The sequence below is a fragment of the Methanosarcina sediminis genome (assembly GCF_052056915.1).
Lineage (GTDB): Archaea > Halobacteriota > Methanosarcinia > Methanosarcinales > Methanosarcinaceae > MTP4.
In genome coordinates this window covers 4,000,429-4,020,876 of sequence record NZ_CP195119.1, presented here as the reverse complement: position 1 = coordinate 4,020,876, position 20,448 = coordinate 4,000,429, and the positions used below count along the sequence as shown (strand labels likewise).

The following is a 20,448-nucleotide window of genomic DNA, read 5'->3' as shown; positions in this document are numbered from 1 at the left end:
TTATACCAATATTAATTATCCATCCGGAATTGATTATCCATCCAGAAAGCCGGACCAGGGGGAATACCAGATGGGGAATAAGGGGGAAAATAAGATGGGAGTGCTATTATGGAGGTAGCTAAAGTCAGGATTCACGACCTTCCCGAGGGAGAAAGACCGAGGGAGAGGCTGGTCCGAAACGGGCCGGAGTCTCTTTCCAATGCCGAACTGCTGGCGATCATCCTCAGGACGGGGTCGCGGGCAGAGAATGTTGTCAGCATGTCCAACCGGATTTTATCGGAGTACAGCATCAAGCAGCTCAGCCTTGCAAACATAAAGAGGCTCATGCAGATCCACGGCATAGGGGAGGCAAAAGCCTCACAGATCTCTGCGGTCTTCGAACTGGCAAGGAGACTTGAGACTTTTGTGGAGGAACCCAAGCGCAAGGTCCGCTCCCCCAAAGATGTCTATAGCCTTATGTACCCAAAAATGCGCGAGCAGAAGAAAGAGAGATTCATAACCCTGTACCTGGACACGAAAAACCAGATCCTGAAGGAAGAGACCGTGTCCATAGGCAGCCTGAACGCGAGCATCGTACACCCGCGGGAGGTCTTCAAATCAGCCCTGATGGAGTCCTCGGCATCCGTCATCATGATCCACAACCACCCCTCTGGGGACCCAAGCCCCAGCAGGGAGGACATCATGGTCACGGAAAAGCTGGTTGAAGGGGGAAAGCTCCTGGGAATCGATGTCCTCGACCACATCATCATAGGGGACGGCAGGTACGTGAGCCTGAAGGACGAAGGGTTCGTCAGGTAAGGGGAATATTGAGCGGCGGACATTCCAGGAAGGATTCCGGTCCGTTTCCTTTTTAGCCCGGATAGATTCAGGCTCAACTCTTCCGGACCTGCCCTTTTTGATATTTTTTTGCTGATTACGTTTTTGCAGATTATGTTTTTGCAGATTATGTTTTTGCAGATTATGTTTTTGAAGGATCTGTTCTTGACAAGCTGTGCTTTCAGCTCTCTCAGGTTCACGTTTTCCCGAATGGATGAGTGAGTGAAGACAAGTTAAAAGCAGAGAGAATAGCTTAAAGAAGAAAAGTAAATATTTGATAACGGTGTGAACTTCGGTGTTTGTTTATCCCGAATTTAGCATGAAAACAGCGCGTATGTCCGGGAAACAAGGCCTCTCACTCACCCATGTCCCTGAAGGAGCGAATCATATATATTTAAATACTTATGGGTAATTGCTCTCAGTCAACTTGCTAAATCCACGATAACTATATATATCTACAAGAAATGGGCATTTCGGATTAAATCAAGATTTCACTTCATGACTTCACTTTTCACCATTTCATCCCTGCGGCAAAAAGGAGGTTTTCGGCATTACAAAACACATAAACGCTTGTGCACTTGATAACATGCAGACTGGAGATATTACCCTGAACGACCCTTATACTGTGCCTTACAGGGGCATATACGCAGTCTGCGATGCGAAGAACGAATATGCGGAGATCATTGAGCACTCCAACTGCTACAGCGGGGCTTCCTGGTCCCTTTACCACTATGCAAAAGCTCCTCTTATCCTTAAAGCCCGTTCGAACGGGAACATGATCCGTTACTTCGTGAAAACCGGAACCTCGAATCTCGAACTCAAGGCCTCAATTGCCGCCGCAGGCATCGAATCCGTAATTGTGGAAGGGGATGAGGTGCAGGTCACATACGCCGGACTCGGAGGCGGAGGAGTCGGTGCGACCCGCTGCCGGGCTTTTGCCGACGGGGTTTTACGCTATAAGCTGACCGAATCCGGAGGGGAACGCTGCGCAAAAGGCACTATCATTATCCCGAGGCGGAACCGCGTGCTGATCGGCATTGATGACACGGATTCCAAGGAAACGGGAGCCACCTGGACCCTGACCCACAACATCGCAAGCGAACTCGACTGCCCGGACGCCGTCTACCTTTCCCACGCCCTGGTCCAGCTCTTCCCGGTCCCTGAAAAGACCCAGAACTGCATGTCAACGGTCCTGGAGTTTGGCTGCAAGGACGAAAAAGCAAAGGAACGGCTGGTCGAAGCCCTCAAAAAGGCTCTCGAAAAATACAGCGCTTCCAGCGAAACCGGGATGGTTGTCCTCACTGATTTTTATGCTGAAGGCCTCTACGAATACAGCAACCGCTGCCGGACAGAACGGGTCTCGAAAGAATATGCCCTTAGCTGTGCCAAAGAAAACGACGTGGAAGTCGTCCTGGACGGGAACGGCGTAATCGGAGCCATGGGTGCTCTGCCCTGGTTTGGCAGGCCACAGGAATCAATCGTCCCTGGCACTGAAATCAAACCACTTATCGACTAAAATGAAAAAAGCACCGGAAAATGCTGCGAACTTAATCAAAATCCCGGAAAAACTGGGAAATATTCGGAAATATCCGGATATCTGGATACGTTCGTAAATATTCGGATACTTTCGGATACTTTCGGAAACATCCTTAAATATCCTTAACATTCGGAAACACCCTGAACAGAGATGGGAGACTTGAGCAAAGAAACCGGAAGACCCGAATGCACCGGGTTCGAAGCCCTTTACCTTGCAGCCCTTGACAGTGACGTGGAACTCATAACAGCCGTTCCCGGCTACCCTATCACCTCCCTAATGGAACTTTTTTTGGAAAATGCACATTTTGATGCCAGGTGGCTCACGAACGAAAAGGTTGCCCTGGAAATAGCCCTGGGAGCCTCCTCTTCAGGCCGAAGGTCCCTTGTGGTCGTGAAACATGTGGGCATGAACCTCCTTTCCGACCCCCTGATAACCTCGGTTACGCACAGCATCGGGGCAGGCCTTGTGATAATTGCAGGGGACGACCCCGGCATAAAAGGCTCCCAGAACGAACAGGACTCCCGCTGGTACGGCAAAATTGCCGAGGTCGCAGTGTTTGACCCGCAAAACCCGGAAACCGCATACCGGGCTCTAAGGGAGGCATACGAACTTTCGGAAAAAACAAAGACTCCCGTCATCGTCCGGCTCACTGCAGGGCTCGATAAAATTAAAGGAGAGCTTAAGCGCCTCCCGGCTTCCGCAAAACCCCATCCCGAATTCGACCGCTCGATCTGGAACATACGGATGCGGGAAAAGCACCAGCGCTTCCATAAAGAAGTGTACCCCCTGCTGGAAGAAGAAGCCGAAACTACGGAACTGAATATCCTCAAAAAAGGAAAAAGAAAAGAAAAAGAAGCAGGGAAACTTTCGGAAAAGACCGGTATGGGTATCATTTCCTCGGGTTTTGCTTCAACCCTGGTGGAAGAAGTCCTGGGAAAATCAAACAAAGGCAAAACGGCAAACAAAGGCAATGCTGTTTCACAGGACACATTTTCGCAAAACACATTTTCGCAAAACACGGTTTCACACTTGTCCCTGAACCTTGTAAACCCGCTTCCACTCCGGAAAATCGGAGCCTTTCTGGAAGAAAACGACAGGGTGCTCGTGGTCGAGGAGTCCGAGCCCGTTATTGAAGACCAGCTCCGTATTGCAGGAAAGGTATACGGGAAAAACACCGGGCACGTCCCTTACGGGCAGGTCCTTGCAGAAGATATCGAATTTGCCCTTGAGCATATAGGAAAAGATAAGCCCTCGAAACCCGAAGAGGCCGATCTCTCAGAAACCCGGAAACAGAGCAGGACTTCAATTTGTGAAGACTGCCCCTACCTCCCCCTCTATCGCTTCCTCCGTTCCCTCGATGTAAGGGTTGCGGGAGACATGGGCTGTTCCATCCGGAGCGCCCCCGAACCCCTTGCGGCAGTGGATGTGAGTTTTGCCCTGGGTTCCGCAATCTCGGTTGCATGTGGTTTTGAGAAAAAAGGAATAGCCGTGATCGGGGACTTTGCCCTGGCGCATTCCGGCATCCTGGGGCTGCTCACTGCCGTGAACTCCGGATATGACGTGCTCGCGCTCGTACTCCTGAACGAGGTCGCAGCCATGACCGGAGGACAGGAAGTCCCGGACCTCACTAAAGTCGTTGAAGCTATAGTGCCGGATGTTTCGCTTATCGACCTTGACGGGAAAAACGGGGAAAATGAAAGAGGTGACGAAAGCGAAAACAAAACTGGACCTGAAAAAGTAAATGAAAACGAAAGTCCGGAGTCGGAACTTTCGAATTTGATCTCCGAAAAACTTGCCCTTCCCGGAGTTTCAGTTATTTTTGTCAAAGGAAAATGCACAAAGTATTGATTCCAGAGATCTTTCCCTGATCAGGCATTTTCCAGGCTTTTCTAACCTAATCTAGACTTTTTTAGCCTTTTTTCCTCGACCGGATTATCCATTTTAACTTTGGGTCATTTCTTTCAAATTTATTCATTCCCAAAACGTCCCCCTTTCCCAAATTTTGTTTCTTCCACAGTTTTCACGCAGAAAAAAGGAAGCATCCCCTTTATTCCCAAAGTTAGAGAAAAACAGCTCCCTAAAACATAACTTCGAACCATTTTGAAGCTTAATAAAAATATAAATCCCTTGCAAAAAATAGTATAAATGGAACCCTTCTGAAAAATAATGGAACCGGGATATTCTATCAAACGGACTAAGAAACAGACTAAGAATGTTTAGACGAAGAATGTTTATATTTGTACCGGGAAACAATACTATGGGACATCTGAACTCAAATATGGGACAGAAAAGGGGGAGAAAATATATTGGATAAGAAATTTCAGATTTTACTGGCAGTTGTAGCTCTGTTGCTATTTGTCGGAGCATTCACGTATTTCACCCAGAACCCTCTGCTGTGGGGAACGGGAGCCGTCGCTGTGCTTTTTATGGTCTTACTTTTCAGGATAGACCCTCTCAGCCCTGAAGAAAAATGAGAGAAAGAGCGGGGAAGAAAAGAGAGGAAGAGAAAGAAAGAGAAAGAGACGGGACTTTTACCCCTGAAAATTTAATGTAAATACCCCCCGTTTAACCTTTAGTAGTAGTTTTCAGGATTATTCTTCAGAGTTATTCAGAGTTATTCAGAGTTATTCCAGATTATTTCGTAGTTGTTACAGAATAATTAAAGAGTTTTTTTCCAGGAGTTGTTTGCTACAGTCGTTTCCCGGAGTTATTTTCAAGTTATTTTCAAGTTATTTTTCAGATTCAAGACAGGATTCCGGACGAAAGTTAAGATTTGATTCGGGATGAAACTTATGAAACGGAAGATCAGAATTACTGCAGTATGTTTGATGCTCCTCATCTCTACTCTTTTTGCCGGTTGTGTTGACCAGGAGCCGGCTGAGGATGAAGATGAAACAGGGGAAGGAGGAGCAGGGGAAGAGGTTGATGAGGTAGACGGGGAAGGTTTCGGGGAAGAAAAACCCTCCGGGGAAGAGGGACCCACAGTGCCTGAACTTGAGGATAAAAGTACGGGGTTTTTAAAATATTATAGTCCCGAAAAAGCTGAATTCGAAGCGAAGGTCCCTGCCTACTCCCTGCCTCTCAGCGAGTCGGGAATTGCGAATTACGGGGATTTTTCGGGAAAGATAAACCTGGAGGCTTCGGACCTTGAGAAACTGAAGGAAAACGGCTTTGTCATGATCGAAAACCCCTACAACCCCGGGGAAGAGGACATAACAAGGATGTACTCAATCCTGGAAGAAGAGGAAGTCCCGATTTTTATTACCACCGATTCCCTGCTGCACCTCTACCACATCCAGTTTGACGAGACTCTGCGCCGGATTGAGGAACAGGAATTTTATGCTGCTATCTGGGAAACCGATAAAGCCCTGCTGGATGCCTCAGTTGAGGAGTATAACAGCAACTCAGGAGAAGTAAAGGAAGCCGCAAGGAGAAACGCAGCCTATTTTGCCGTTGCTTTGAGCCTGCTCCAGCCTAAACCCGACCAGGTACAGGATGAGGAAGACCCCTACGGCATGGAGGACGAGTCCCTTTTCCCTGCCGGGGCAGAAGAAAGCTACCGGTTTGAAGTCCCCTCTTTCGTAAAAGAGGAGGTCGAAGCCGAACTTGCCCTGATCGAAGACCATGCGGGTTTTTCGCCTTCCCCGATTTTCATGTACACGGAAGATTACTCCCAGTACGTGCCCCGGGGCCATTATACCCGCTCCGAGATGCTGAAAAATTACTTCAAAGCCTTCATGTGGCACGGCAGGATGACCATGCTCCTGAAAGGAAAGCTTATCCAGGCCGATGACCCCGAAAAGGAAGCCAGAATCCAGACCATGCAGGCGAGCCTGATCGCCTCGGAGCTTGAATCGGAGCCGGAGCTCTTTGGAAACTGGGAAAGGATCTACCTGGTTACGGCGTTCTATGTGGGCTTTTCCGATGACCTCGGGCCCTACGAATACATTGAAGCCCTTGATACCGTGTTTGCCGGGGACTTCGAGCCCGAAAAACTGGACGAAGCCAGTGTTGCGGAAATGAAAGCAAAACTTGCCGAATTCCAGGGCCCTGAAATCTACGGGGGCACCGGAGCCTGCGTGCTTGAGCCGCCCTTTTCCCCGGAACAGGCTGAAGAGTGCCTGAACGACACCCGGGGCTTTCGCTTCATGGGGCAGCGTTTTATCCCGGACTCCTACATGTTCTCAAACCTGGTTGGAGCCTATACCGGGGAATATCAGGAAGATGCGGGGAATCAGGAAGATGTAGAGCCGCCTTTCACCTTTGTGATTTCCGGAGCAGGCAGGCCTATTCGGGGTTTTCCCCGCGGGCTTGACGTGATGGCTCTCCTGGGCTCGGAAAGGGCAGTCTTCTGGCTGGACGAACTGGACGATTCTAACTACGAAAACTACAGCGCCCGCTATGATGAGCTGGACGCCGAATTTTCTGCCTTCAACGAAAGCGACTGGAATAGGAACCTCTACTGGGCCTGGCTCTACTCCCTGCAGCCCCTGCTCGAAGACCACGGGGAAGGCTACCCGACCTTCATGCAGACCGAACACTGGCAGGACAAAGAACTGAACACCGCCCTGGCTTCCTGGACCGAGCTCAGGCACGATACCATCCTCTACGCCAAGCAGAGCTACACCATGGTGGAATCCGCAGCCCCGATGCCTCCGGAAGAAAAGCCTGTTGTGGGATACGTCGAGCCCGTCCCCGAGTTCTATGCCCGGCTCCTTACCCTTACCCGGATGACGAACCAGGGCCTTGACGAAATGGAAGTGCTCGACCACGCCTCGAAACGCAGACTCACAAACCTTGAGAGCGTCCTGGAAAGACTCCTGGAAATCTCGGAAAAGGAACTTGAAAACGAAGAGCTCACCGAGGACGACTACGAGTTCATAAAGACCTTCGGGGACCAGCTCGAAGGAGTCATCTCGGACGTCGACGAAAAAGCCCGGAAAACCACCATCGTGGCTGACGTCCATACCGAAGGGAACACCGGCATGGTGCTTGAGGAAGGAGTAGGCTACGTGGACATGATGGTTGTCGCATACAAACTCCCCGACGGCCGCATCCTTGTGGGAGCCGGCCCCGTAATGAGCCACTACGAGTTCAAGCAGCCCATGGACGACCGCCTTACCGATGAAAAATGGAGAGAAATGCTGGAGGAAAACCCGCCGGAAAGGCCGGAGTGGACCTCCACTTACATTTCTTAATTTTTTTCTTTTAACTTTTATTTCCGTTTTTAATTTCCATCTTCAGTTAGGGACTGTTATAGGGTTCCTGACAGATAGATTCCTGACAGGAGAAATTTATAGGAAACAGGTTTTGTTGGCGAACAGGTGGAAAAATTTTAATAGATTATGGATTATTGGAGAAATATGTATAAAAAATTTGATATTTTGAAGAAATATGAAAAAATCCCAATCATAAAAACTTATCACTCTATAAATCCCCCATATCCACGCTTTCGGTCGCAAAGCCGGAATTACACTGGCCCAATAAGGCTGAGAAGGTAAGAAAACCCCTTTCAGGAGTAACATAACTCCAGTCAAGAACAAATTGCAAAGCGGCCGAGATGATACGGATGAATCGCAGAATTAAAACAATCGTTATTTGCATAATAGTTTCAGTCTCCATTTTTGTAGGTGGATGCCTGGAAGAAAGCGGAGGCAGGAATGAAAATTCTGCCACCGGGCACCTGAAGACCGAAGCAGTAAGCTTTTCCGGGTCAGGGGCAGGGAATTTCCCACTCACAGAAAACTACCACCTGGAAGCCCTTGATATAGAGTTAAAAGTGCCTCCCTATGAACTGCCCCTGGAAGAAGCTGATATCTCCAACTATGAAAACTTTTCAGGTAAAATCCAGCTGGACGCACAGGCACTTGAAAAGCTGAAAACTAACGGTTTTGTGGTAATCAAAAACCCCTACAACTCCGGGGAAGAGGATATAACAGGGATGTATTCCATCCTTAAGAAAGAGGAAGTCCCGATCTTTATCACCACCGACTCCCTGCTGCACCTCTATCACATCCAGTTTGACGAGACCCTGCGCCAGATCGAGGAACAGGAATTTTACGGCCTGCTCTGGGAAATCGACAGGGATCTCCTAAATGCTTCCGTGGCAGAGTACAATAACGCAAGCTCATCGGAAGAGGTAAAGGAAGCCGCAAGAAGAAATGCGGCCTATTTTTCCGTGGCTTTGAGCCTTCTCCAGCCGAAGCCTGAACAGGTCCGAAAGGCCGATGAACTCTTCTCTTTCGAATACGATGATTCCCTTTTCCCTGCCGGGGCAGAAGGACGGTATCAGTTTGAGGTCCCCGGGTTTGTAAAAGAAGAAGTTGCTTCCGAACTGGCTCTTATCGAAGGGCACGCCGGCTTTGCCTCCTCCCCTATTTTCCTGTATCAGGAGGACTATTCCCAGTACGTGCCCAGAGGCCATTATACCCGTTCGGAGATGCTGAAAAATTATTTCAGGACCTTCATGTGGCACGGCAGGATGAGCATGCTTCTCAAGGGCGAGCTTATCCGGGCCGAAGACCCCGAAAAGGAAGCCAGGATCCAGACCATGCAGGCGAGCCTGATCGCCTCGGAGCTTGAATCGGAGCCGGAGCTCTTTGGAAACTGGGAAAGGATCTACCTGGTTACGGCGTTCTATGTGGGCTTTTCCGATGACCTCGGGCCCTACGAGTACATCGAAGCCCTTGATACCGTATTTGCCGGGGACTTCGAGCCCGGAAAGCTAAATGAAGTTAGTGTTGCGGAAATGAAAGCAAAGCTTGCCGAATTCCAGGGCCCTGAAATCTACGGAGGCACAGGAAACTGCACCATACCTCCCCCTTATTCCCCGGAACAGGCCGACGAGTGCCTGAACGATACCCGGGGTTTCCGCTTCATGGGCCAGCGCCTTATCCCGGACTCCTACATGTTCTCAAGCCTTGTTGGGGCATATACCGGAGAATACCGGAAAGATACAGGACAGCCGCCTTTCACCCTTGTAATCTCGGAAGCAGGCCGGCCTATAAGGGGTTTTCCCCGCGGGCTTGATGTCATGGCTCTACTGGGCTCGGAAAGGGCTGTTTACTGGCTGGACGAACTGGACGATTCGGACTACGAAGACTACAGCGCCAGGTATGCTGAGCTAAATGCCGAATTTTCCTCCTTCAACGGAAGCGACTGGAACCGAAACCTTTACTGGGCCTGGCTCTACTCCCTCCGGCCCTTGCTCAAAAACCACGGGGAAGGCTACCCGACCTTCATGCAGACCGAAAGCTGGCAGGATAAGGAGCTTGCTACCTCTCTTGCCTCCTGGACCGAACTCCGCCACAACACAATCCTCTATGCCAAACAGAGCTACATAATGCGCTCTACAGCAGCACCCCCGCGCCCCGAAGAAAAAAAACCTGTCGTGGGCTACGTAGAACCCGTGCCTGAGTTTTACGCCCGGTTGCTGGCTTTGACGAGGATGACGAACCAGGGACTGGACGAAATGGGTGTCCTCGATTCCGCCTCAAGAAACAGGCTCACAAACCTTGAATCCGTCCTGGAAAGGCTGCTAAAAATCTCGGAAAAGGAACTTGAAAACGAAGAGCTCACCGAGAGCGACTACGAGTTCATAAAGACCTTCGGGGACCAGCTCGAAGGCGTCATCTCGGACGTCGACGAAAAAGCCCGGAAAACCACCATCGTGGCTGACGTCCACACCGAAGGGAACACCGGCATGGTGCTCGAGGAAGGCGTAGGTTACGTGGACATGATGGTTGTCGCATACAAACTCCCCGACGGCCGCATCCTTGTGGGAGCAGGGCCCGTAATGAGCCACTACGAGTTCAAACAGCCCATGGACGACCGCCTGACCGATGAAAAATGGAGAGAAATGTTGGAGGAAAACCCGCCGGAAAGGCCGGAGTGGACCTCAACTTACATTTCTTAATTTTTTTGTTTTTAACTTTTATTTCCGTTTTTAATTTCCATCTTCAGTTAGGGACTGTTATAGGGTTCCTGACAGATAGATTCCTGACAGGAGAAATTTATAGGAAACAGGTTTTGTTGGTGAACATGTAGAAAAATTTTAATAGATTATGGATTATTGGAGAAATATGTATAAAAAATTTGATATTTTGAAGAAATATGAAAAAATCCCAATCATAAAAACTTATCACTCTATAAATCCCCCATATCCACGCTTTCGGTCGCAAAGCCGGAATTACACTGGCCCAATAAGGCTGAGAAGGTAAGAAAACCCTTTTCAGGAGTAACATAACTCCAGTCAAGAACAAATTGCAAAGCGGCCGAGATGATACGGATGAATCGCAGAATTAAAACAATCGTTATTTGCATAATAGTTTCAGTCTCCATTTTTGTAGGTGGATGCCTGGAAGAAAGCGGAGGCAGGAATGAAAATTCTGCCACCGGGCACCTGAAGACCGAAGCAGTAAGCTTTTCCGGCTCAGGGGCAGGGAATTTTCCACTCACCGAAAACTACCACCTGGAAGCCCTTGATATAGAATTAAAAGTGCCTCCCTATGAACTGCCCCTGGAAAAAGCTGAGATCTCAAACTATGAAAACTTTTCAGGTAAAATCCAGCTGAACGCACAGGCACTTGAAAAGCTGAAAACTAACGGTTTTGTGGTAATCGAAAACCCCTACAACTCCGGGGAAGAGGACATAACAGGGATGTATTCCAGCCTTGAGAAAGAAGGAGTCCCGATCTTTATCACCACCGACTCCCTGCTGCACCTCTACCACATCCAGTTTGACGAGACCCTGCGCAGGATCGAGGAACAGGAATTTTACGGTCTGCTCTGGGAAATCGACAGGACCCTCCTGAATGCTTCCGTGGCAGAGTACAATAACGCAAGCTCATCGGAAGAGGTAAAGGAAGCCGCGAGAAGAAATGCGGCCTATTTTTCCGTGGCTTTGAGCCTTCTCCAGCCGAAGCCTGAACAGGTCCGACAGGCCGATGAACCCTTTTCTTTCGAGTACGATGAGTCCCTTTTCCCTGCCGGGGCAGAAGAACGGTATCAGTTTGAGGTCCCCGGGTTTGTAAAAGAAGAAGTTGCTTCCGAACTGGCCCTTATCGAAGGGCACGCCGGCTTTGCCTCTTCCCCTATTTTCCTGTATCAAGAAGACTATTCCCAGTACGTGCCCAGAGGCCATTATACCCGTTCGGAAATGCTGAGAAATTATTTCAGAGCCTTTATGTGGCACGGTCGGATGAGCATGCTTCTCAAGGGCGAGCTTATCCGGGCCGAAGATCCGGAAAAAGAAGCCCGCATCCAGACCATCCAGGCCAGCCTGATCGCCTCACAGCTCGAAAATGACCCGGAACTTTTAGAAAAATGGGACCGGATCTATGCGGTTACGGCTTTCTATGCGGGTTTTTCCGATGACCTGGGACCTTATGAATATATGGAAGCTATGGATTCGGTGTTCGGAAGTGGGGAGAGGGAATTTAACGAGACTGCAGTCGGAGAACTAAAGGCCAGACTCACGGAATACCGGGGGCCGCAAATTTACGGAGGCACAGGAAACTACGTCCTATCTCCTCCATATTCCCCCGAGCAGGCCGACGAATGCCTTGAAGATACACGGGGTTTCCGTTTCATGGGACAGCGCTTCATCCCGGACTCTTACATGTTTTCCAACCTTGTTGGAGCGTACACCGGCGAATATACGGGAGAACGGGAAGAGCCATTCACACTTGTAATCTCAGGAGACGGAGAGCAGATCAGGGGTTTTCCGCGCGGACTCGACGTGATGGCCCTTCTGGGTTCGGAGAGAGCTGTCTACTGGCTGGAAGAGCTGGACGATTCGAACTACGAAAACTACAGCTTCCGGCATGGTGAACTGGAATCGGAGTTTTCGGATTTCGACGCTGCAACGTGGAACCGGAACCTCTACTGGGCCTGGCTCTACTCCCTGCAACCCCTCCTGAAAATCCACGGCGACGGCTACCCGACCTTCATGCAGACCGAAGCCTGGCAGGACAAAGAACTCACCACTTCCCTTGCCTCCTGGACCGAACTCCGCCACGACACAATCCTCTATGCCAAACAGAGTTTCACAGGATTCACCTGCGATATAGGCAGTCTCAAGCCCCCCGAAGAAAAACCTGTTGTGGGATATGTGGAACCAGTGCCTGATTTTTACGCCCGGCTGCTGGCCCTGACGAGAATGACAACCCAGGGCCTGGAAGAAATGGATGTGCTTGACCCATCTTCTAAAGCAAGGCTTACAAGCCTTGAGGAAACGCTTGAGAGGCTCCTTGCAATCTCAGAAAAGGAACTTGAAAACGAAGAGCTCACCGAGGACGACTATGAGTTCATAAAGACCTTTGGGGACCAGCTCGAGGGCGTCATAGCAGAAGTAGATGATAAGGCTAAAAAGACCACCGTAGTGGCTGACGTCCACACCGACGGGAACACCGGCATGGTGCTCGAGGAAGGCGTAGGCTACGTGGACATGATAGTGGTCGCATACAAACTCCCCTACGGCCGAATCCTTGTTGGCGCCGGCCCCGTAATGAGCCACTACGAGTTCAAGCAGCCCATGGACGACCGCCTGACCGATGAAAAATGGAGAGAAATGCTGGAGGAAAACCCGCCGGAAAGGCCGGAGTGGACCTCCACTTACATTTCTTAACTTTTTTGTTTTTAACTTTTATTTCCGTTTTTAATTTCCATCTTTAGTTAGAGATTGTTATAGGGTTCCTTACAGATAGATTCCTGACAGGAGAAATTTATAGGAAACAGGCTTTGTTGGCGAACATGTAGAAAAATTTAAATACATTATGGATAATTGGAGAAACATATGTAAAAAATTTGATATTTCGAAGAAATATGAAAAAAAATCCCAATCATAAAAACTTATCACTCTAGAAATCCCCCATACCCCGCCTTCGGTCGCAAAATCAGGAAAGCCTGAATCCACCAGACTGAGAAGGTAAGAAAACCCCACCTTCAGGAGTTAGCCGGCCCCCAGCTCAACTCCGATCAGAAAATGAATTGTAAAGCGACCGAGATGAAATAGATGAAACAGCAAACTCAAACAATCGCTATTTGCCTGATGCTTTTAGCCTCTGTTTTCATAGCAGGATGCCTGGAAGAAAGCGCCGGACAGGATTCGGAAAACTTGACTGCTGGCGAAAACGGGACTTCCGGTGAAAACGGGACGGTTGAAGGGAACGCAGAGGGTCTCGAAGAAGACCAGAAGGCTGTCAACTCTGCCACAGGGCACCTTAAGACCGAAACAGTAAACTTTTCAGGCCTTGAAGCCGGAAATTCTACGCTTCTGGAAAGTTATGAGCTTGAAGCCCTTGATGTCGAATTGAAGGTTCCCCAGTACGGGCTGCCCCTTGAAGATTCGGAAATCTCCAACTACGAGGCGTTTTTAAACAGGGTCCCGATGGACGATGCAGCCCTCGAAATGCTGATGCAAAACGGTTTTGTGGTAATCGAAAATCCCTATGATCCGCGGGAAGACGACATCACCCGAATGTACAAGTGGCTTCCGGGAAATGGACCCCTGATTTTCATAACTCCGGATACCCTGCTCCACATCTACCACGTCCAGTTCGACGAGAGCATGAGCGAGGTGGAGCAAAGAGAACTTTATGACCTGGTCTGGGAACTCGATAGTGCCCTGCTGAACGCCTCTATCGAGGACTACAAAAGCAATTCCGGGGAAATAAAGGAAGCCGCAAGAAGAAATGCGGCCTATTTTGCCGTTGCCCTGAGCCTTCTCCAGCCGGAACCTGACCAGATAAAGGATGTGGAAGACCCCTATTCCCCGGATACGGGAAAGTACTTTGCCCCCGGAGCCGAAGAGCAGTACCGGTTTGAGGTTCCGGCGTTTGTAGAGGACGAAGTCGAAGCCGAACTTGCCCTGATAGAGGCTCACGAAGGCTATGCCACGTCTCCGATTTTCCTCTATGACGAGGACTATTCCCAGTATGTCCCGAGAGGGCACTACACCCGCTCCGAACTGCTGGAAAATTATTTCAGGACCTTCATGTGGCACGGGAGGATGAGCATGCTGCTCAAGGGCAGGCTGATTCAGGCTGCAGACCCGGAAAAAGTAGCCCGCATCCAGACCATTCAGGCAAGCCTGATCTCCTCGGAGCTTGAGGCAGACCCCGCACTTCTTGAAAAATGGGACAGGATCTACGCGGTCACCGCTTTTTATGTAGGCCTTTCCGACGACCTCGGACCCTACGAATACATGGAAGCAATGGATACCGTATTCGGAAGCGGGGAGAGGGAATTTAACGAGACCGCAGTTGAAGAGTTGAAAATCGAACTTGCAGGATACCATAGCCCGGAGATCTACGGAGGCACCGGAGGGTACCCCGGGGAACTTATAACCACTGCCGAACAGGCAGACGAGCTTCTGGAGGATACGAAAGGTTTCAGGTTCATGGGCCAGCGTTTCATTCCTGATTCCTACATGTTCTCCAGGCTTACGGGCCCCTATACGAAAGAGTACACAGGAAACCGGGACCCGAAACCTTTCACCTACATCCTTTCGTCTGCAGGAAACGACAGGGGTTTTCCCCGCGGGCTCGACGTGATGGCGCTCCTGGGTTCCGAGCGGGCGGTCTACTGGCTGGACGAGCTGGACGATTCAAACTATGAAAACTACAGTTACCGTTACGGGGAACTGGAATCGGAGTTTTCGGAGTTCGACGACGCAGCCTGGAACCGGAACCTCTACTGGTCCTGGCTCTACTCCCTCCAGCCCCTCCTGAAAAGCCACGGCGACGGTTATCCGACCTTCATGCAGACCGAAGCCTGGCAGGACAGGGAACTTAGCACTTCCCTTGCCTCCTGGACAGAACTGAGGCACGACACGGTACTCTATGCAAAGCAAAGCTATGGAATTGAAGAGGAACTTCCGGAACTGGAGGACAAACCTGTTGGCTTTGTAGAACCTGTGCCCGAATTCTATAACAGGCTCCTTGCCCTGACGAAGATGACATCCGGCGGGCTGGAAGAGCTGGAGGTACTCGACGAAAATTCAAAAAGGAGGTTTGAAAGCCTTGAAGACATCCTGGAGGAGCTTGTAGATATTTCAGAAAAGGAACTTGAAAACCAGGAACTTTCAGCAGAAGAAAAACTTTTCATCTTTGAATTCGGGGAATGGCTCGAAGTGGTCGGAGAAGTGGATAAAGATGCGAGGAAAACAACCCTTGTCGCAGATGTCCACACCGAACCCAACACAGGCATGGTGCTTGAAGAAGGCACTGGCTACGTGGACATGCTTGTTGTGGCATACAAAATCCCCGACAGCAGGATATTCCTGGCTGCAGGCCCCGTAATGAGCCACTACGAGTTCAAGCAACCCATGGACGACCGCCTGACCGATGAAAAATGGAGAGAAATGCTGGAGGAAAACCCGCCGGAAAAGCCGGAGTGGACCTCCACTTACATTTCTTAACTTTTTTTATTAAAATGAAAAAAAAGGTGCTCTCTCATAATCGGTTGATGTTGTTCCATCGGTTGATGTTGTTCCCAAAATTCCCAAAAATTGCATACTCCTTGCCTTTATAAGCTCGAGGAATGCTCGCCTGGCCAGAGAAATGTTTCACTGACCCCCCAAAAACCGTTTTCAACTCGATTGTTAAAAAATGCCTCCGCCAGCTTGCCTGGCGGCCCTCACAAAAAAGAATAATAAAGAGATATGAATAAGCAGTATTTACAGATTGCATTTATTTCTTTTTTTGCACTCTTACAGGTTTTTAGGCTACTTTTATTTTTTTGATTTATCTCCTCTTCTTCGAACATTTTTTGCCTTTTTTCTCTCCTTCCGACTTCTTTTTTGCCTTTTTTCTTCTTTATAACTATCACTCTTTATTCTGAAAAAGCCGGCCGCCTTCGGCGCCCGGGGACAATAACGAAAAAAAAGATGAGGGGTGGCCAGTTCCGGTTGTATGGGGTATAACTAAGGATTCAGAGCAAGCCATTACTATTTTAATTAAAAATATCAACCGAATAATAAAGGACGGCCATTTATTTTAAGTAGATATATTTTTGTATTTAAATTTCTTTTTTCTTAATTTTATCATATAATATTACTAATACACATGATAAATTGATACTTAATTACAGAAAAGTATTAATATTTAATATCAATTGATAAAATAATGTTAAGTTTTAAATAGTAAATCGTCATTTATATTCATACTGACAAAAAAGTTTGGCTTTCTTCAGAAAGCTCCAAAAAGTATCGATTTTCCTGCAAAGAAGGAAGATGTTGTTAAGCGCTAGGAATAATAACGCTAGAGACGGCATTCTGCGGAAATAAATAATCTCCGGAAAAGGAGTATACAAACACTGCAGATGTTGCCAGGAAATTGAAAGGAGACTAAACAAAAGTAAAGGGGAAATATCATGGAAACTGAGGGTAAAGGCGGATTTATTACAGAACTTCCTATGGAAGCTCAGAAGATATTAAAAAATACAGATTTTCCTGTAAAAAGAAACGGCATTATTGAGCAGGCAAGGAAGAGTGGAGCAATCCCGGACATACTGCGGGGACTTGGCATGCTTCCGGACAAGGAATACAATAACTCTGAGGATGTCGCCGAGGAACTTCACAAAATTTACATCGGGGTTTCCTCCTAAAAAACGTAACTTATTTTTGTTCATAGAACTTGCGCAGTTGAAGCAGGGAGGTCTCAAGTGCTTGTTTTTCTTCTCAAGTGCGTAACTTCTATATCATTTATTTTAGGAAAGCTTAAAAAATACTTCAAAAATAACACTTCTAAAAATAGCACTAAAAAGGGATTGTTCAGCACATCCAAAATCAGTCTAACGATTCGGTATTACCTATGCTGAATGTTAGAAATAAGTAATGAAGAAGAGTTAGAGAAATTCTCATTTCTTATGCATTTCAGATCGAAACCTTCCCTTCTTCCTTAATCGTGTGGACTTTTTCCTGCTTTACTTCATTTATCATCTTTTCAAGGTAATCTCTCGGGATGCTCTTGTGCTTTTCTTCGGTACAGATCTTGACCTTATCGATCAGGGCACAGAGTTCATCCCGCTCAAGGCAGAAACCGATGCTGTTAATTATGCCTTTGAGGGCTTTTGTGCCGGTGTGCTTACCGACGATCAGGTTGCGCTTTCCGCCCACCATTTCGGGGAGGAAGAGTTCGTAGGTCCTGGGCTCTTCCAGGATTGCAGCAACGTGGATCCCGGACTCGTGGGTAAAGGCGTTTTCCCCGACCACAGACTTGTTTATGGCGGGAGCGATTCCGGAGTATTCCGCAACCAGTTTGGAAAGTTTAGTCAGTTTGGTCGTGTCATAGCGGTCGATGCCGTACTGCACCCTGAGGGCTACCATCACTTCTTCAAGAGAGGCATTGCCCGCCCGTTCTCCGATTCCGTTAACGGTTGTGTGGAGCTGTTTTGCCCCGGCTTCAGCGGCGGCAAGGGTGTTTGCGGTGGCCATGCCCAGGTCGTCATGGCAGTGCATGCAGATTGGGGTTTTGACCGCCTTGAAAATCTCGCCTACAAGGTAAGTGGTGCTGGAAGGGTTCAGGATGCCTATGGTATCGGCAAGGCTTACGTAAGCCACCTTGTAGTCCCTCTCAACTTCCAGGAAAGCCTGTTTGAGCCGATCCACGGGGGTCCGGGTAGCATCTTCGGCTGCAAAACGCACTTTCAGCCCATGATCGGTTGCATATTCGATAGTTTCTTTAGCACAGCCCAGCATCTCCTCAAGACTCCGGTGGTACTTGTGCTTGAGGTGCATATCGGACATAGCGATAAAAATGCTAACAATGTCAACGTCACATTCCAGAGCAGCGTCAACATCCCCTTTTACGGACCTGGAAAGGCAGCAGATTCTTGAATCGTACCCCTGGTTTGCAATTTCCCTGACAATTTCCTTTTCGTTGGCTGAAACTACGGGAAAACCTGCTTCAATCACCTCGATTCCCATCGAATTCAGCTCGCTGGCCATTGCCAATTTCTGCTCCCGGCCAAATACGACTCCCGGGGTCTGCTCTCCATCGCGGAGGGTAACATCACAGATTTCTATATCCAGGGGGCGGTGATCGATGAAGTCCATCAGCGTGTTTCTGGAGTACTGCTCGCTCTCTGACATGGTACTGATTCCTGCGCTTGTTTTTGCTGCTTTTGAGGACATATTTAATTAATTTTAATGATAGATCGCAATTTGCCCCTGCTATCGCCCTAATGCTTGAGTGGAAACCTTTCAGGGCTGGAAAATTCTTTTAAAGGCAAAAAATGTACTATTTTAGTAAGATTAAGGATAGCTTAACCTGCATGTATATAAACGTTATCCCAAGGGGAAAGTCATTTCCGGCAACAGCATAAACGTACATTACGAAGTGAAAAGGAAGTAAAAAAGACCCGTTTACAGCCAGTTAACAGCATAAACGTACATTATGAAATCAAAATGAAGTAAAAAGGAAGTAAAAAGGCCTTTTATCAGGACAGTTTCCGCTGTACCCGCTCATAAAAGCAGGTATCTGAGACCTTCACAAAACGTGCCGGAAACTTCGACTTTTTCAGTTTCACCATATCCTCCGGCCGGATCCTGTAGGACTTCTGCCCGTCGATAGCGACGACAGCTTCCTTGGAGGCTATAAGGCGTACGGTGAACTCACTGTCCGAAGGGATGACCCAGGGCCTTGAGGAAAGCTTAAAAGGAGCCACAGGCACGACAACGATGGCATTTACCCTCGGGTTTATGATCGGACCGCCGGCGCTCATGGCATAGGCAGTGGAACCGGTGGGAGTTGCAAAAACCACGCCGTCCGCCCGCATCTCGTCCAGGGGGCAGCCGTCCACGCTGACCTCGAACTGGATGATCTTTGCGGGCTTTGCGGACATGATTGCGACTTCGTTGGTGGCGGTATCGAGAATTTCCCCGTTCAGATAGACGTCAACCCGCATTCTTTCGATATAGGAAAAACCGTAAAGTACTTCTTCTATAGCTTCAATCGCGTCCTCGGGTTCAACGTCCACCAGAAAGCCGAGAGTGCCCATATTGATTCCAAGGACGGGCAAAGGGTCTTTCATTTTGGCAATGTTCCGGAGAACGGTCCCGTCTCCTCCCACGCTTATGAGCAGTTCCACTCCCCTGGCTCTCATATCTTCAACCGGGACCCCCGGAATGCCCAGGACGTCCGCAGTGGCAGTTGAGACGAGTATTTCCACTTTCTGGCTGAAACCGTCCAGGATTTTCCGGACCATGCCCAGCACTTCAGGCCGGTCACAGCGGGATGCGACCCCTATTTTTTTGATAGACAAATTATCCCCTTGAAATCAGTTTTAAAAGTTTCCCATGCACATGCCCGTTGGAAGCGACCATATCCACCCTGTTCATAACATTGTCCGGAAGATTTAAATCCTCTCCGTATCCGTCCGTAACAAGCCCCCCGGCTTCCGTCAAAATGAGCTGCCCTGCAGCCACATCAGTCAGGCGTAGGGCCTGCCGGACATCCACGAAGGCATCCAGCTTTCCGGACGCCACATAACAGAGTTCAAGCGCCACACTGCCCAGAAGCCTAACCCTCCGGACGTTTCTGTAGAGGTTAAAGGTCTTTTCCGAGTTCTGCCGGTAGCCGTAAACACTGATGCAGGACTTTTTCAGGTCGGAGTTTCCGGAAGCCCGGATAGGTTTTCCGTTCAGGTATGCCCCTTTCCCGGCTTCGGCATAGTATTCCTCATCAATTGCCAGGTTCTTTACATACCCGAACTTTAGATCCGAAAGGTCCGGGGATGCCACGGCTATCGAAACGTTGTAGAAGGGAATCCCGGTCGAGGCGTTGTACGTCCCGTCCAGGGGGTCCAGGACAAGGGCAAATTCCGGGGACCTCCCTATTACCAGCTCGCCCAGTTCCTCGCTGAGTATCCTCATGGACCTGCCGTCGGCTTTCAGCACCTCCACGATAGCGTCCTCGGCCGCAATGTCGATCTTCGTGGTGGGGGTCCCGTCGGCTCCCATGCAGACATACTTGCCTGCAGCCTCGGTCCCCGCAAGGTCAGAAGTGGCATCAGAAGCAGCTTTAAATGCTTCTCTGCAAAGTTTTAAAAAATGGAAATCAGGATTCATATCTGTCAGGGCCAATATCTGTCAG

13 protein-coding genes are annotated in these 20,448 nt (G+C 49.0%); 9 read left to right on the top strand and 4 right to left on the bottom strand.

The features are described 5' to 3' along the window. Positions 1–108 precede the first annotated feature (108 nt). The 8 genes from radC (at position 109) to ACSAZK_RS17555 (ending at position 15,773) form a co-directional block, all read left to right on the top strand. Complete coding sequence (gene radC, locus ACSAZK_RS17590; protein WP_440955311.1) at positions 109–798, top strand: RadC family protein; 690 nt, start codon at positions 109–111, stop codon at positions 796–798. A 604-nt stretch (positions 799–1,402) separates the two neighbouring features. Next, on the top strand, positions 1,403–2,332 hold the full coding sequence (gene mmp11 / locus ACSAZK_RS17585) for a methanogenesis marker protein 11 (protein ID WP_440955310.1): 930 nt from the start codon (positions 1,403–1,405) through the stop codon (positions 2,330–2,332). Between the two features lie 171 nt (positions 2,333–2,503). Further along, positions 2,504–4,201 (top strand): thiamine pyrophosphate-dependent enzyme, encoded by a 1,698-nt coding sequence (locus tag ACSAZK_RS17580; RefSeq protein WP_440955309.1) that lies wholly within the window; start codon positions 2,504–2,506, stop codon positions 4,199–4,201. Between the two features lie 458 nt (positions 4,202–4,659). Next, the gene (locus tag ACSAZK_RS17575) at positions 4,660–4,827 is read left to right on the top strand and encodes a hypothetical protein (protein WP_156153729.1); all 168 of its coding nucleotides are present in this window, start codon (positions 4,660–4,662) and stop codon (positions 4,825–4,827) included. Positions 4,828–5,136: 309 nt separating this feature from the next. Further along, entirely contained in the window at positions 5,137–7,551 is a 2,415-nt protein-coding gene (locus ACSAZK_RS17570; protein ID WP_440955308.1) for a DUF3160 domain-containing protein, read from the top strand. 371 nt (positions 7,552–7,922) lie between these two features. Beyond that, positions 7,923–10,268, top strand: a complete 2,346-nt coding sequence (locus ACSAZK_RS17565; protein WP_440955307.1) for a DUF3160 domain-containing protein — start codon at positions 7,923–7,925, stop codon at positions 10,266–10,268. A 372-nt stretch (positions 10,269–10,640) separates the two neighbouring features. Beyond that, on the top strand, positions 10,641–12,980 hold the full coding sequence (locus tag ACSAZK_RS17560; RefSeq protein ID WP_440955306.1) for a DUF3160 domain-containing protein: 2,340 nt from the start codon (positions 10,641–10,643) through the stop codon (positions 12,978–12,980). A gap of 387 nt (positions 12,981–13,367) precedes the next feature. Beyond that, the gene (locus tag ACSAZK_RS17555; RefSeq protein WP_440955305.1) at positions 13,368–15,773 is read left to right on the top strand and encodes a DUF3160 domain-containing protein; all 2,406 of its coding nucleotides are present in this window, start codon (positions 13,368–13,370) and stop codon (positions 15,771–15,773) included. 218 nt (positions 15,774–15,991) lie between these two features. On the opposite strand, the gene ACSAZK_RS17550 is transcribed toward ACSAZK_RS17555, so the two are convergent. Further along, positions 15,992–16,183 carry a hypothetical protein gene (locus tag ACSAZK_RS17550; RefSeq protein WP_440955304.1) on the bottom strand — a complete coding sequence of 64 codons (192 nt, stop codon included), beginning with the start codon at positions 16,181–16,183 and terminating at the stop codon, positions 15,992–15,994. A gap of 543 nt (positions 16,184–16,726) precedes the next feature. Between ACSAZK_RS17550 and ACSAZK_RS17545 the strand changes: the two genes are divergently transcribed. Then, positions 16,727–16,960, top strand: a complete 234-nt coding sequence (locus ACSAZK_RS17545; protein ID WP_440955303.1) for a DUF2795 domain-containing protein — start codon at positions 16,727–16,729, stop codon at positions 16,958–16,960. A 268-nt stretch (positions 16,961–17,228) separates the two neighbouring features. Here the strand turns inward: ACSAZK_RS17545 and ACSAZK_RS17540 are convergent, their stop codons facing one another. From ACSAZK_RS17540 to ACSAZK_RS17530, 3 genes are all read right to left on the bottom strand, one after another. Then, positions 17,229–18,446, bottom strand: coding sequence for a homocitrate synthase family protein (locus ACSAZK_RS17540; RefSeq protein WP_440957057.1), 1,218 nt, complete (start codon positions 18,444–18,446; stop codon positions 17,229–17,231). 347 nt (positions 18,447–18,793) lie between these two features. Then, on the bottom strand, positions 18,794–19,618 hold the full coding sequence (locus tag ACSAZK_RS17535) for an NAD(+)/NADH kinase (protein WP_440955302.1): 825 nt from the start codon (positions 19,616–19,618) through the stop codon (positions 18,794–18,796). Position 19,619: 1 nt separating this feature from the next. Continuing rightward, positions 19,620–20,423: a bifunctional fructose-bisphosphatase/inositol-phosphate phosphatase gene (locus ACSAZK_RS17530; RefSeq protein ID WP_440955301.1), complete on the bottom strand. Its 804-nt coding sequence runs from the start codon at positions 20,421–20,423 to the stop codon at positions 19,620–19,622. Positions 20,424–20,448: the final 25 nt, after the last annotated feature.

Bases quoted from the DNA above. Each gene is read 5' to 3' on its own strand.
- radC (WP_440955311.1), top strand. From the start codon at position 109: ATGGAGGTAGCTAAAGTCAGGATTCACGACCTTCCCGAGGGAGAAAGA.
- mmp11 (WP_440955310.1), top strand. From the start codon at position 1,403: ATGCAGACTGGAGATATTACCCTGAACGACCCTTATACTGTGCCTTAC.
- ACSAZK_RS17580 (WP_440955309.1), top strand. From the start codon at position 2,504: ATGGGAGACTTGAGCAAAGAAACCGGAAGACCCGAATGCACCGGGTTC.
- ACSAZK_RS17570 (WP_440955308.1), top strand. From the start codon at position 5,137: ATGAAACTTATGAAACGGAAGATCAGAATTACTGCAGTATGTTTGATG.
- ACSAZK_RS17565 (WP_440955307.1), top strand. From the start codon at position 7,923: ATGAATCGCAGAATTAAAACAATCGTTATTTGCATAATAGTTTCAGTC.
- ACSAZK_RS17560 (WP_440955306.1), top strand. From the start codon at position 10,641: ATGAATCGCAGAATTAAAACAATCGTTATTTGCATAATAGTTTCAGTC.
- ACSAZK_RS17555 (WP_440955305.1), top strand. From the start codon at position 13,368: ATGAAACAGCAAACTCAAACAATCGCTATTTGCCTGATGCTTTTAGCC.
- ACSAZK_RS17545 (WP_440955303.1), top strand. From the start codon at position 16,727: ATGGAAACTGAGGGTAAAGGCGGATTTATTACAGAACTTCCTATGGAA.
- ACSAZK_RS17540 (WP_440957057.1), bottom strand. From the start codon at position 18,446: ATGTCAGAGAGCGAGCAGTACTCCAGAAACACGCTGATGGACTTCATC.
- ACSAZK_RS17530 (WP_440955301.1), bottom strand. From the start codon at position 20,423: ATGAATCCTGATTTCCATTTTTTAAAACTTTGCAGAGAAGCATTTAAA.